The following is a 14,941-nucleotide window of genomic DNA, read 5'->3' as shown; positions in this document are numbered from 1 at the left end:
GGGCGTGAGAACTTTGCAAAGAAGGGTGGGTTCCTTTCATGGGTAAGAACGGGAAACGAATTATCACCATACTGCTGGCAGGCTGTCTGATTGCTGTAGCGTTACCACGTACGGTTGATCTGGATCAACTGTATGCTGCATCAGGGACATCGGATATATCCACGGCAACAGATTTGCGGCAGACCTTGCTTACCGCAATGTCACAGCGAACGGAGGAACTTGTTTTTACATACAAAGGCAATGTGAAAGGTCTCAAAAAACAATTACAAACCTCCATCGATGAGGCAATGAAGAGTGACCCCTATATCCAATATACCGTTAAAAGTTACGCATTTAATTATAAAGGCTCCAATGTATCCGCCGAAGTACATGTGACACTTTCCTACCGGGAGACCAAGGAACAGACCGATTATGTGAATCGTAAAGTCACGAATGTGTTGAAAGAAATCATCAAACCCGGCATGACGGATCATGAGAAGGTCAAGGTCATCCATGACTGGATTGTGCTTAACCTTTCCTACGATACTTCGCTCAAGAAATATACGGCCTACGACGGGCTTGTTACAGGCAGTACCGTCTGTCAGGGATACTCATTGCTGGCTTATCGGATGCTGGAGCGAGTAGGCATCGATAACCGGATTGTGGAAGGTACAGCAGGCGGGCAGCTTCATGCCTGGAATATCGTGAACCTGGACGGCAAGTGGTATCACATGGACACCACCTGGGATGATCCTACCCCTGACCGGAAAGGTAAGGTAAGCCACAGCTATTATTTGTTAAGCGATGATGAGATGGCACGTGACCATATCTGGACAGGCAAAAGCAAGTACCCCGCTGCGCCAGCCCCATATCGAGAAGCTTTATTGAAGCTGGTGAAGGCCGGAGATAGCAAAAAAGCCGCTTATCAGAAGCTGTACCATGCTCTGGACTATTCCCTGTATGATGAACAGGATGCCGTTAAAGGCCATGCTGCGTTGAAGACCAAGGTTCAAAGTACACTGAAGGAAGGCGGAACCTCGCTCACGTTCAGGTACAAGGGTACGGAGGCTGGACTGATTGAAGATTTGCAGGATTTGTACCAGCTTGGCATGAAATCGATATCTTATTATGTGTCCAAAATGGAAGGTACTACGGATCTGCGCGTCAAAATTAACTGGACACTATAACAACCATTTGAACAGGATGCTCCGCTTGAGGAGTATCCTTTTTTGCGTTCAATTTGTGTTCAACGACGAGGGTTTTAGTGTTGTCTATTTTTTGTATATGTCGCTTTGCTATTCTATTCTTCGGCGCATGCCAACACTACGTACGAGGAGGATATGCAAAAAATGAGGAAAAAAGTGAGCATAGTGATCATTGCTCTGTTGCTGGTCACACAAATGATGCAGGGTTGGATATTAACACCAACGATGCATGCTCAGGATGAATTAACTAATTTGCCAGCCAGTGCAATGAGCGATACAGCGGTAGAAGACGGTGCGGCAGGTTCGGGAGAAGTGAAAGAAGAACCTGTCATTCTGGAAGAAGATAAGGATGCCAGTACTCCAGAAGATCAGGAGGAAAATACGATGCATCTGCTTGATGCAGCTGCAGGTCCGGTAATTACAGATCAATTGATTACCAGTGTGCAGATGTACAATCAGGCACCGCAAGACAATGGAAATGGAACGATTGAAATCAAAGGCGATAAGATTGAGGATATTCGTCCACGTATTCAGGATGAGGTGGCTGTGGTCTTTACATGGGGGCTTGCAAATGACACCCACAACTACAGCGATGGTTCCACGTTCACCTTCAACTTGCCCGATAAATTCATCATTGGATCGCAGCTTAAAGGTAATCTGGATGGCGGTGTTGGGGAGTATGTGGTGAATCCAGATGGCACAATCATCTTTACCTTTAATGAACTGATCGAGCATGCGCAGCTGGAAGGCAACTTCTACGTGTGGCTTAAGTTCGATGAGAGCAAGATGGAAGATGGCTTGAAACAACAGATAGACTTTAGCTCCGTGGGGCAGCGCATCATCGATGTGCATTTTGCCAACACAGCCATAGATAAGTTGAAGAAATCGGGAAGCGCGAACAAAAACAACTTCAACTCGGATGAGATTAAATGGACCGTAGATTTTAACCAAGGCGAGAAGGCTATGAAAAATGCGGTTCTTTCAGATACATTGCCAACAAACCTTGAACTCAAGGGCAATATTGAAATTCGCGAATTAGAAGTGCAATTGAATGGATCTGTAAAAGAAGGTCCAGTCGTTCAAACAGAACCACAGTTTCCAATTCAATTGGGAGACACAGACAAGGCCTATCGTGTAACCTATACGACGAGTGTTAAAGCACCAACCACTGCTCCGTTCACCAATGTGGAGTATCAAAACCAGGTTGCGCTTACAACGGATCAGAGCGAGCATAACGAAACGGATATTGGCCGAGTTCGTGTGAGTTTTAATGAGCCCTTGAACAAATCAGGGCAAGATAGTGCGTATGATCCGGTGACACAGACAATCACATGGAAAGTGCAATATAACTACAATCAGCAAGAAATCATGCAAGCAAATGCATGGATTGAAGACCGTTTTGATACGGCCAAACAGCAACTGATCAACAATTCCGTCAACGTGTACCAAGTTGATATTAATGCGAGCGGAGCGGTTTCGAACAGAACGCTGGTGAATCGGAATGAATACACAATTGAAGCGGTGAATACAGGGTTCGATGACGGCTTCAGATTACATTTTAAGAACGACATTACCAAGGCCTATGAGATCGAATATGATACACAATCCATTCATCGTGTATATACCAACGATACCATTACGAACACAGTGAACATGTATGATGGCACTTCCAAAACAGGCCGGAAAGACATTCGGGAAGTCATTTTTGCCAAAAGCGTGAAAAGTGAAAACTTCAACACAAAAGAAATCGAATGGCAGATAGTTTTGAACCGTGATTTGCAGGACATGACGGATATCGTCATCACCGACAATTATGAAGGCAGACACATGAAGCTGATTCCGGGTAGTCTTCAAGTGAGTGGGCTTAACAAAGACGACTTCGAACTGACTCCAGACCCGGCTGATCCAACGTATGAAAAAGGATTCTCCGTTCGCCTGAAGGACGGCGTTACCATTAACACCGAACATGTCATAACCTATACGACAAGCTTTGATCCGACGGCAGGTATGCCAACGGATAATGAATATCGCAACTCGGCCAAGATCGATTGGGAAGAGTCTGATGTAGCACAGACTGCGATTACCAAATCGGCTATGGTCAAACCGCAAGAGTATACCATTCAAAATGGTAACAAAAAGGGCGAATACAGCGCCAAAGACAAAACGATCACGTGGACAATTGATGTAAACTACAACTTGTTCGATATTCACGAAGCCATCCTCAAGGATGCCTACACAGGTAACCAATCTTTTGTAGACGGTTCATTGAAGGTTCATGAGCTGGTGTTGCAGGGAGAAAATAATGTTACTGCAGTCGGCGGCGAGGTTGCGCTGACAGATGGACAATTCCAGCTGAACACGGACGGTAAAGGTTTCACATTGGATCTGGGGAACATCGGCAAAGCAGCTTATCGCATTCAGTACCAAACAAGTCTGGATGGACCTTATTCCGTCGAAGGCACGTATGCCAACCAGGCTGTCCTAACCGACGGTGAAGGCGGTGAAGTGCGCTTTAACAGATCAGCGAACGTTACGCCAGCTCACGGTGGTGTGTATGTACAAAAAACAGGTCAACAGATCGGTACAACGGATAAAGCATCATGGACGGTAAATATCAATCCAAGTCAATCTTATGTTCCAGCGGGTTCTCCATTAACAGATACCCTGTCGGAAAACCAAATCTTATTGGCTGATTCATTGAAATTATATGCAACGAACCTGCCTGCCAACAATTCAGGCAATATATCCAACAAAGCTGGACTGGTTGATCCGGCTGATTATGAATTGATCGTAGAAGGCAATACATTTACCTTCACCTTCAAGAAAGATATTCATACCGCATTTATTCTGGAATATCAGTCCTATATTAATGCCGATCATGGCGCTCGAATTGAGAATAAAGTTGAATTCGCAGGTCAGTCTTCTTCAGTGGTGGGCGAAGGCAATCAGGTGGGTATCAAAGTTTCATTGGCTGGAGCGGGTGGAGGAGCCTCCACAGGTCTGGGCAAAATCAGAATTCATAAAGTCAGTGATACAGGCGTTCCGCTGGAAGGAGCCATATTCGCAATCTATAATGCGTCTGGGACTACGCTTCTGGAAACATTGAAACCAACGGATGAGAATGGAGTAGTTGAAAGCTCCAGAAACTATCGTCTGAACAATCTGACGAATGGCGTGCCTTATAAATTAAAAGAATTATCTGCACCCGCAGGATACTTGGTTGATCCAGAGTATGGCTCTGCCTCAGGTAAAACGATTGAATTCAAGGATGCGGATATCGCCTTTGAAATTGAAAATAAAAAGATTCGTCAAGGCTTCGAATTAACTAAGGTAGATGCAATTGACTCATCCAAGAAGCTCCAGGGTGCAGCGTTTGAATTATACTTGAACAACGGTGCAACCCGAGAGAAAATAGACGAGTTAACGACAGGGGAAGATGGGAAAATCGCCAAAGGAGATCTCTTGCCTGGGGATTATGAATTGGTCGAAGTTGTGGCACCTGAGTTTTATCAGTTGGATGCTACCCCGATCCCCTTCACCATTGTAGAGAATCAGACTCAGATTATTACACTGACGAAGTCGAATGCAATGGGGACGGGTGGTAAACTTGTCGTTACCAAAGTAAATGCCAAGGATCACTCCGTATTAAGCGGGATTGAATTCGAGCTGCATGATTCTTCTAATATAGTCATCGATACAAAAGTAACGGACCTGAACGGGGTCATTGAATTTGACGGGTTGACCTATGGTTCGTATACATTGGTAGAAACCAAGGCAGAAGGATTTGTTATTGAACAACCTGAGACGGTTGTATCTATCACTAAACCGGAAACCCGATTGACCATTGAAAATAAAGAAAATGATCGTTCCGTGAAATTGATTAAAACCAATGCGGGTCGAACTCAGCATCTACAAGGTGCAGTATTTGAATTGTGGGCTCAGACGAACTTGATGGATGCGGACGGAAACTGGAAATTTGACGTCGTTACGGGAATTGACCAAGCGCTCCTGACAACGGATCTCCATGGTGAGCTTCAGTTGAGCGATCTGCAACCTAACACATATCGCTTGATTGAGGTTAAAGCACCGAACGGATATATCTTGGACACAACACCTGTACCATTTGAAATTACGAATATACAAACCGAAACCGTAGTTGTGGAAAAGACAAATCAGGCTATCCCGGTATCGGGCGGTGGATCGAGTGGACCTTATAATCCGGGAACACCTACTACGGGTGTAACACCGGATCCGGAGAAACCAGTAACACCAGGACCGGAAACACCAGGAACGTCTATCCCAGGCACAGTGGTTACTGGACCTACTGAACCTGAAGACGGAACCGAAATTCCAACAGATGAAGATAACGGAGTAACTCCTCCTTCGCCTGGCGTTTCCAACGGTGACGACACTGCACCTCCAGTTGGGGATACAGATACAACGGATGGGGATAGCGCACTGGCACCTTCTGCGGGAACGGATACAGATGGATCGCAGGGGACTGGGAATTCTGCATCACAGCAGACCGGAAACTCTGCATCACAGGGAATGTTGCCGAAGACAGGCGAAGAGAGCACATGGACTTTCACTGTGGCGGGCATGATGCTGATGGCACTAGGTAGTGTGGGATACATCTACTTCCGACGTAGACAACTGCTTCAGCGTTAGATCGCACGCAGCACGTAATGCAGGAACAGATCATATTCAGATAAAAACACCCTCTAGCTTCACAAGTGACCCAGAGTCACCGTGTGAATATACTAGAGGGTGTTTTATTTTGTTTCAACTGAATCATAAGGAAGATCAGAACCCAGCAACGTCTGGATTTACTTTAATAGCTCTTACAATTAGCCGATGTGTTGGATTGACGAGTGGATCACAGGTAATTAAGGTAAGGACCTGTCCAAGTCCGGGGTCTTCCAGCACAGATAAGTCATTTGGCTCCACAACGGATATCTGGTCTACCTTATATTTCATAACCGTTCGATCTGCCAGGGTGACTTCCATTGAATCGCCAATCTGGAGTTCTCCCAAGCGATTGAACAGTCGTCCTTTTCTGTGGGCGCGATGAGCGGCAATGGCGGCATTACCTTTGTTACCGATTCTAGTGGTCTCGACAAGATGGGTTGCAGCTACCTTCATGTTTTCTTCCGTTGCACCCTCCAGAATCGGTAAGCGGACATCAATCTTGTCAATCGATAGTACACCCAACGTATTCGACGATGCCTCTTGCAATGGATCTGTATTGTTAGTAGTCGGCTCGGCGGAAGCCGCATCCTGTATGCCTTGTTCGAAGGATCGATTAAGCTTGGACAAGCCGTTTTGCAATTGCTCCAGATCGTTCATAACACGGGTTTGCTGCCAGTCATAATACGTTCCCCTCAGGAAAGGAAAGCTGATGATCAGAATGCCCAGTAGAATGAGCAGGATAGAGAATTTTTTCATTATACGTCAACTCCCGTTGTCCAAGAAAAATAGTATACCTTTCTCTATTTTACTTACGGACCTATACAAAATATGGACAGCGACGAAAGGACGTACAGGAATGTTTGAAGAGGAGAGCTGACCCAAAATAAAACCTCCCGGTGTCGCTACAGTAGGAAACTGCAACGCCAAGGGGAGGTTTTATTATATAAAGTCAATTGTATCTGTAGATGATAGTACGTTGGAGCTACTATTTGTTACTTGATGCATCGGTAGGTGTGAAATCACATTCTTTCAGCGGCACCACTTTAGTTTTTTTGATCCATTTGTAACCGAGCCACAACACCAGGAACAGTGGTACGCTCAGGTAGGCAACGATGGCGCCACTCCAGTCGATCTCGTCACCCGTAAATGCCTGATAGTTCTGTCCAATAATCACGATAATACACAGGACAAAGGCAAAGATCGGCCCAAACGGGAACCAACGTGCCCGGTAAGGCAGATCGCTCAGGTCCCTGCCTTGTGCAACGTATGCACGACGGAAGCGATAATGACTGATAGCGATACCTAGCCAAGTAATAAAACCACACATACCGGATGCATTTAGCAACCAGGTATACACAATGCCATCGCCGAAGAGGGAGGCAAGAAATGCCAACATGCCAACGGCTGTGGTGAGCAGCAAGGCATTCATGGGAATGCCTTTTTTGTTCAGCTTACCAAGGAAACGAGGGGCTTTACCGTCTCGGGCAAGGGCATAGAGAACCCGGCTCGACGCATACATGCCTGAGTTTCCGGCAGAGAGTACAGAAGTCAGAATAACGGCATTCATGACGGAAGCCGCAATGGCGAGTCCAGCTTTCTCAAACACCAGTGTAAACGGGCTGACCCCGATATTTTCCAGATCTCCTTTGAGCAGATTCGGATGAGTATACGGGATGATCAGACTGATCACGGTAATCGCCAAAATGTAAAAAATCAGAATGCGCCAGAATACCTGACGAATCGCACGAGGTACATTTTCGCGCGGATTTTCACTTTCCCCGGCGGCTACCCCGATAAGCTCGGTACCCTGGAATGAGAATCCCGCAGCCATGAATACGCCTAACACGGCGAAGAATCCGCCATGAATGGGCGCATCACCGATGGTGAAGTTGCTGAAACCAACGGCTTCTCCGCCCATAATACCAAAGATCATAAGCACACCAACGGCCAGGAAGATGATAACGGTAGCTACTTTGATAATGGCGAACCAGTATTCGGACTCCCCGTAGCCTTTGACGGAAAGTACATTCAAGGCAAAGATCAGCACGAGGAACAGTAAGCTCCATAACATGGACGAACTGTCGGGGAACCAATATTTAATGAGCACTGTAGCGGCAGCAAGCTCTGCTGCAATGGTTACCGCCCAGTTGTACCAGAAGTTCCAGCCCATGGCGAACCCGAGGGCAGGATCGACAAAACGTGCGGCATACGTATTAAATGAACCGGAGTCCGGCATAAAGGTAGCAAGCTCACCAAGGCTGGTCATGAGGAAATAAACCATGATGCCAACGGCCGCGTAGGCAATTAATGCGCCACCAGGGCCTGCGGTTGAGATGGCAGTACCACTAGCGAGAAACAGCCCGGTGCCAATTGAGCCACCGAGGGCGATCATCGTCATATGGCGTGCGCGTAATCCTTTTTTCAGGGAAGGTCCAGTTGTTGTTGTTGGGTTACTGCGGTCTGGCATGGAAACACTCCTTCATTCGATATACTGATGTTTACGATAATTGCTTCCTAAACAAAAAGACCACAGGCATCAGCCTGCGGTCTTTAATATTTCAATGTCCGCACCATGTCCCAGATGATTAAGATAGCTCAACACAGAAGAATTCATACCTTTATACAAAGGAAATGTACTTCCGTGACAGTTCTGCGCCTTTCGACAGCAGCCCCAGCCCACCGGACCGTATAAGGAACGTCCAGTGAGCTTCGGCGGGTGCACCTTTCGGCTGATCTCATAAGCGGCTCCTTAGCGCCTCCTTCAGCGTACTGATCGCACCCGCGACCTCTACCTCACCATTCATGAATGAGGTGTATCTATTGTCTATGAAATTATGAACAACACAACTTAACACGGTATGTTCAGTTTAGTAAACAGACAATCAGTATAACGCGCATGCTTTTCCAGTGCAATAACAATTGTTGGATGTGAGGTTTGAGGGACGACTATTCCTCTTTTTTGTTACGGCCAGCCATCTGCTGCCATACCGTTCCGGCAGCCTGTTCGCCGGATTCGATTCGCTCCAGAGCCATCTTGGCCTGCAGGCTGACTTCGAATTCGGGATCATCGGCTGCAACTCGCAACGCTTGCTCTGCTTCTTCTGTACCGACCTCATATAGAAAACGTGCAGCACGCCAGCGGACAAGTTTACTTTTATCCGATAACGTTGCTGTCATGGCTGGAGTGGCAGCAGGATCGCCAATATCAGACAAGGTATCCCCGGCCGTACGGCGTACCGCAGGTGAACTGTCCTGGAGTGCTTGATATAATAGTTCCATTGCTTCCGGTGTACGAATGTCACCCAGGTATACCACGGCCAAGCGCCGGATCTGCATTTTGTCATCGTGCAGAGCTTGAGCCACAAGTGGCAATCTTTCTGCTGTAGGCTCCATGCCGTCCAAGGCAGCATAGCGAACATTCCAGTCTCCGTTACGCAAGGCCTCTTCGAGTTGGGCACCATCCAGTTCGCGCCGACGCTCAATAAATTCTTCGGAGTTGGTGCCATGTTCAATCGCCTGTTGGATGACCTGCTCCAGTCGTTCTGGCGGATAGGCCGCTTCCAGCTCCTGCTCAACTTCCCGTGCGATGTCCGGTAATTCGCCGTAACGAACGCCATAATCACTCAGTTTACGTTCTTTGATCATCGTTGCACTGGCAACTTCCGTAACAGCTTTGACAAAACGATCCGACAGCGAGATTCGTTCTTCTTTGGCTCCGGCTTTAACCCTGATTTGCATGGGTACGCCTCTGAAGAACTGAACGAATACCTGTGCTTCTCCGAAGTGTTCGCCAGATCCATCTTCGGACTCAATCCAGTCCAGATCGATGCCTTGCTGTCCGAGACGATTCTGGACTTCGCCCAAGATAACGGACCAGTCGGCATTCCCTTTACGATCAAGGGCCACAAAGTCTGTTGTGTGGAACACACTCTTTACGCCGGGAATATGGAGCATCTGGCGAATGAACGCCGGGGCGGATCGTTCGTTGTCCAGTGTATATGTTCTGCGAATTCCGTCCTCCAGACGTTCATCGAGATGCAGCATCATCGTATTTGGACTCGGTGTTGGTTCAATGGAAACAATATTCATCAGTGTAACCTCCTATAATACCAAATTCATCTTTAAACTCCCGTAAATTAAATCACACGGGTATTTCTCTATTTTACATCAATGTGTGGAATCTGCGAAATTATCGAGAAGCGATATGGGCATATCTGACACTTAATGTGAAGAAGTACGAAATTTGTTAACACTTCTTTCATGTTCACACACAAACATTTTTAAACGAAAATTGGCACAATAATAAGAAGAAACAACTGGAGGTTATACTTATGGAACCCATTACCGTGCTCTCGGATGGAAAACGTCGTATTGCATATGAGAATATTGTTCAATTGTTCAGGAACTGGATGGAGGACTCAACATCTGGTTTCGCGATAGAAACACATCGGGGAAGTTGGGAAAATGCCCGTTATTGTATTGTTGATTATCAGATTGCCGAAGAAGCGGTGTCAGCAGCGAATGCCATTCGGGCTTTTATGCCACAACTTCCGTTACTGGTTATTACTGATTTCAAATCCCTTATTCGGAAGCGCCACCTGCAACAGATTACAGGTACAGGTGAGATGAAGATGTTTCTCTGGAACGAGCAAGACCCGGATCATCTTATCAAAGAAATGGAGAGTTGGTTTCATTCGTCGTCTGTATACAAATCACAAATAGCCATACCGCCTATCTTATCCATGAGATAAAAGAGGGATATGGCCAAAGTTTTTAATTTGAATCGTTACGATCGTTATTAGATCACATATTTATAGCCTGTTCCCCAAACCGTCTTAATATAACGTGGGTTTTTGGGGTCAGGCTCAATTTTTTTACGCAGACTCGAGATATGAACATCAATGGTACGATCCAGATAGGCGCGTTCGGAGCCTTTGATTCGATCCATCAGTTCATTGCGGGTGAACACTTTACCCGGATTTCGATACAATTCCTTCATAATCTCGAACTCAATATGAGTGACCTCGATTTCAACGCCATCCACAAACAGGGTTCTTCTGTACTCATTCACATTCACATGCCCAGTAACCTCTGCCTGCTTGTCTTCCTTTACCGGTTTATCCTGATAGGAAATGATTGATCTTCGCAGCAGTGCTTTAATCCGGGCATCCAACTCTTTCAAACTAAATGGTTTGCATAGAAAGTCATCCGCACCATTATGCAATGCGCGAAGTCGATCATTCAGCATGGTGCTTGCCGAGATCATCAGAATGGGCACAGTGGAGTGCTGCCGAAAGGCTTCTACGAGATCATTTCCATCCATTTCAGGAAGCATGAGATCTGTTACAACAATATCCGGCTGGAATTGTGGAAACAGTTGAAGTGCCTCGCGGGCATGATGAACCCGTTCAGTGATGTATCCTTCCTCCTCAAGAAAGAAAGCAATCATGTCGGCCAGATTTTTCTCATCCTCTATAAGAAGTACTTTGATCGTCATAGGGTCACACTCCTGGTGAAAATAATATGTTAAGAAAATACTAAAAAAACAAGGTGAATTGCGAATAAATGCCGCAAATTATTTAATGTTTTTATTCCAAAATATAGGATGTATATGTAGAGAAGCAATAAGCTTTTTTTATTGAGCTTCAATATCTTAGCATGAATGCAGTTGGGTTGCCGATCACTCAGAATTTCCCAAATCTACACCAACTACTAATTACAGTATAATAGATCAGAACGAGTTAAGGGGAAAAAAAAGTAGATTGTATCCGCTTAAGCTTATAGGGGGAACCAACGTTGTTGTTGAAAACAGAAGAAAAATTGATCCATGAGGGCAACTGCTTATGGATCATATAAAGAAGATACAGATGCCGGATTGGGTGATTTCGAAGTTGCAGATCCCCTGGATTGGGACCTGCGTTTTAATTATGCTAGGCTCACTAAGCACTATTTTTCCACTGACGTTATTCTATGGTGTGCAAATTATGGTAGGCAGCGCAGCAGTTCTCATTGCTCTTCGTTTGCATGGGGCTATCTATGGATTGATCACCTTTACAGTCATCCATCTGTTGTATAACATCGTTGCCGGCTTCGAACCACGGAATTTAACCGTAATGATGGCGCATTTTATTGAATTGCTCTGGATGCTCGGTTGGCAGATTCGTTGGAAGAACGGAAGCCTAATCAAGGCGAATGCTGTCTTCTGGGTAGTGATGTTACTTCCGGTTATCTATTGCGGGCATTATGTATTGGGCTTGGATATAGAAGATTTGAAGTATGAGTATATGTATATTGCCGTGATTGGCATGGTGAATGCTCTGATTGCAGGTATTGTGGTGGATTTCTGGATCACTATGGGTGAGCAAAAATCAAAGCGCACGGGAACCATTCCGCTCACAAGGATTGCTTTTAAATACGTAGTCGCCTTCGTGGTATTTGTTTCTCTCGTATTGTTATCCGCCGATAGCCGAAGACAGTTGAGTCAGATGAATGATGCCATATTACGTGAGATGAAATATGCATCGAATGCGGTTGTTCAGGATCTTGATGAAGAGTATGTTACTGCCGAGAATATGGAACAAAATATGGCGCGTTATCATCATCTGCTGGGTGTGAATGTGATTCTGCTTAATCGGAATGATACAGTCGTCGCTTCTGGTTTGAATGCACTTCAGCCTGGCGAGTACCTGGACATGGACAGGTTCAGTCTTCTGAAGTCGAGGGATAACCTTATTCTGTTTAGTTCTGCAAATATCCATTACAGCGATGTATTGAATCATTGGAAACAAGCCTCTTTTATCTATGAAGCAGAAATGACAAATATAACACCTTATCGGGTATTTATTGTGACTGATTCGTCCAAGTATTACCCCCGAATTGAATCGATCTATCTGACCACACTGCAATCCCTGTTCATCATCATCGTGGCTTCTATGATTGTAGCGGCTCCTCTCAGCAGTAAGGTCGTTAGCCCGTTGTTAAGACTGACCAGGATGACAGGCTCTCTGCCGAGAATATTGTTTCGAAATGGGAAGCTGGAGTGGCCTACCAGCCATGTAACCGAAGTACAGATCCTGATTGGTAATTTGCGTAAAATGGCTGATGTGCTGCTGGAACAATTCGAACAGATTCGTCATGACAAGTTAACGCTGGAGGACAGGGTCATAGAACGCACCAAGGAACTCAAGAATAGTGAAGAGGTCAAACGTGCAATTATTGAATCCTCTATTGATGCCATTATCGCTGTGGACTCCAATGGGCAGATCATCGAGTTTAATCCGGAGGCTGAAAGAATGTTTGGATTGCGCCGGGAAGAAGTGATCCTGCATAAGGAAGCGCCGTCTCTTTTCCAAGGGGCAAGCTGCATCGAGATCAAGAAATTGTTGGAGCGATTCGAATATGTTGAAGGTAAGAGATATACGATTGTAGATGAAATTTCAGGGATTCGCCGGGATGGTTCCGTCTTTCCGATTGAGTACAAAATTGTAGAAATTCAGCTTGGCAAGAATGAGACGTTATATAATCTGTTTATTAAGGATATTACGGAGCGGACCAGAGCAGAAGAAGATCGTGTGCGTCATGCCCTTGCGCTGGAGAAGCTCAACTCGGAGTTGTTCAATGAAAAGATTGCTATTCAGGAACAGCGAGATATCAGTGAGCAATTTATTGAATCCGTACGGGAAGGGCTCGTGATGTCTGATCGATCAGGGACCATAACCATCGTCAACCGAAGGATCGAAGAGATGTTTGGTTTGGGTGATTTTCTGGGCAGATCTATTGAAGATTTGGCGCAGGCGATTGATACGATGGTACTAACGGACAACTTCAATCTGATGGAACAGACTAGAGCATTTCTGAATGGAGAAACAGCGTTTATCGAAACCGAATTTATATTCAATAATGTGGATAAAAGTGTGTTTTCCTTGTACATGAAACAGATGGATGTCCCGGGTAAAAACCATGGTTTTCTGCTGGTGTTCCGTGACCGGACAGGAGAAGAACGGCTGGATCGGATGAAGAATGAACTGATCAGTGTGGTATCTCATGAGCTGCGAACGCCTGTAGCCACCATTATGGGGTATGTGGAATTAATGATGATGTATGACCTTCCGGCAGCTCAGCAGCAGGAATTCATGCAGACTATCGCTTCCGAGGGCAAGCGGCTGAGCAGTCTGCTCGATGATGTGCTTGATATTCAGCGCCTCGATAACGAAGGCATGGCTTACCATATGACGTATGTACCGCTGGTTGAGTTGGTAGAAGGGGTTGCCGAACAGTGGAATATGAAGTCTACCCAACGTATCTACGTGCATACGTTTAATGGAGACTTTTTTGCTTATGCTGACCAGAACAGGATGGTTCAGGTTCTGCATAATCTGGTGGGCAATGCAGTCAAGTATTCTCCAGGAGCCGATCGCATTGATGTTACGTTGTGGGAAGAAGAAGAATGGTTATGTCTTGATGTGCGTGATTATGGAATAGGGATTGCGGAGCAAGAGAAGGACATGTTATTCAACAAATTCTATCGAGTGGATAATTCGGACCATCGGCAGATTGGTGGAACAGGAATCGGGTTGTACATTTCCCGTAAAATTGTAGAGGATCACAAGGGAACACTGACCTTTATATCTGCACCGGACAAAGGAAGTACATTCAAGGTACGACTGCCCAAGCAGGACGTATTGGTTTAAATGTAATGATGGATGAAGAGATGCATTTCTCTCTTTTATGATCAATATTTTATGTAGGATACCTACGAATAGAGTCTTTACCCTTCAGCGTGTAAGCGTGATAAGGAGAAAGGCTTTTTTTGTTTTTCAATTTTCCCGGATAAAAAAACAACTTCTTTTGCAAACTGTCTATAGAGCCATAATTTGCATCCCATGCAAAAGGAGGACGGCAGGTATATGTTCCGTAAACAAGAGAAAACACTCATCATCGTCTGTCTGGTTGCAGCTGTGGTTGTGCTGTATGCCGTTGTGAAAAGCATCATCCGAATCATGAGTTATTGAGATACACGTTCAAGCAGAGGAACTGCTGTTGTACATAACTATTATGTGAAAGAGGAG

8 protein-coding genes and 1 riboswitch are annotated in these 14,941 nt (G+C 45.6%); of the genes, 4 read left to right on the top strand and 4 right to left on the bottom strand.

What is annotated here, in order from left to right:
• Positions 1-38 precede the first annotated feature (38 nt).
• Together AB4111_RS26780 and AB4111_RS26775 are read left to right on the top strand one after the other, a co-directional pair.
• Complete coding sequence (locus AB4111_RS26780) at positions 39-1,166, top strand: transglutaminase domain-containing protein (RefSeq protein WP_062836448.1); 1,128 nt, start codon at positions 39-41, stop codon at positions 1,164-1,166.
• 162 nt (positions 1,167-1,328) lie between these two features.
• On the top strand, positions 1,329-5,852 hold the full coding sequence (locus tag AB4111_RS26775; protein ID WP_442034025.1) for a collagen binding domain-containing protein: 4,524 nt from the start codon (positions 1,329-1,331) through the stop codon (positions 5,850-5,852).
• Positions 5,853-5,987: 135 nt separating this feature from the next.
• Here AB4111_RS26775 and AB4111_RS26770 read toward each other — a convergent pair whose 3' ends face one another.
• The 3 genes from AB4111_RS26770 to AB4111_RS26760 all read right to left on the bottom strand — a co-directional run bounded on the left by AB4111_RS26770 (position 5,988) and on the right by AB4111_RS26760 (position 9,962).
• Complete coding sequence (locus AB4111_RS26770; protein WP_442034023.1) at positions 5,988-6,629, bottom strand: class D sortase; 642 nt, start codon at positions 6,627-6,629, stop codon at positions 5,988-5,990.
• A gap of 229 nt (positions 6,630-6,858) precedes the next feature.
• Positions 6,859-8,340, bottom strand: a complete 1,482-nt coding sequence (locus AB4111_RS26765) for an amino acid permease (protein WP_442034021.1) — start codon at positions 8,338-8,340, stop codon at positions 6,859-6,861.
• A gap of 116 nt (positions 8,341-8,456) precedes the next feature.
• Positions 8,457-8,672: riboswitch (Lysine riboswitch) on the bottom strand.
• Between the two features lie 147 nt (positions 8,673-8,819).
• Entirely contained in the window at positions 8,820-9,962 is a 1,143-nt protein-coding gene (locus AB4111_RS26760; protein WP_442034019.1) for a virulence factor, read from the bottom strand.
• A gap of 242 nt (positions 9,963-10,204) precedes the next feature.
• On the opposite strand from AB4111_RS26760, the gene AB4111_RS26755 reads away from it, so the two are divergent.
• Positions 10,205-10,624 (top strand): hypothetical protein, encoded by a 420-nt coding sequence (locus tag AB4111_RS26755; RefSeq protein ID WP_442034017.1) that lies wholly within the window; start codon positions 10,205-10,207, stop codon positions 10,622-10,624.
• Positions 10,625-10,671: 47 nt separating this feature from the next.
• Here AB4111_RS26755 and AB4111_RS26750 read toward each other — a convergent pair whose 3' ends face one another.
• On the bottom strand, positions 10,672-11,370 hold the full coding sequence (locus AB4111_RS26750; RefSeq protein WP_017692253.1) for a response regulator transcription factor: 699 nt from the start codon (positions 11,368-11,370) through the stop codon (positions 10,672-10,674).
• Positions 11,371-11,716: 346 nt separating this feature from the next.
• Between AB4111_RS26750 and AB4111_RS26745 the strand changes: the two genes are divergently transcribed.
• A complete protein-coding gene (locus AB4111_RS26745; protein ID WP_442034014.1) occupies positions 11,717-14,563 on the top strand; it encodes a PAS domain-containing sensor histidine kinase in 2,847 nt (948 codons plus the stop codon).
• Positions 14,564-14,941 lie beyond the last annotated feature (378 nt).

Source organism: Paenibacillus sp. 2KB_22 (assembly GCF_052115745.1).
Lineage (GTDB): Bacteria > Bacillota > Bacilli > Paenibacillales > Paenibacillaceae > Paenibacillus.
Note: the sequence above shows the minus strand (reverse complement) of the source record. Positions and strands in the feature narration are given on the sequence as shown.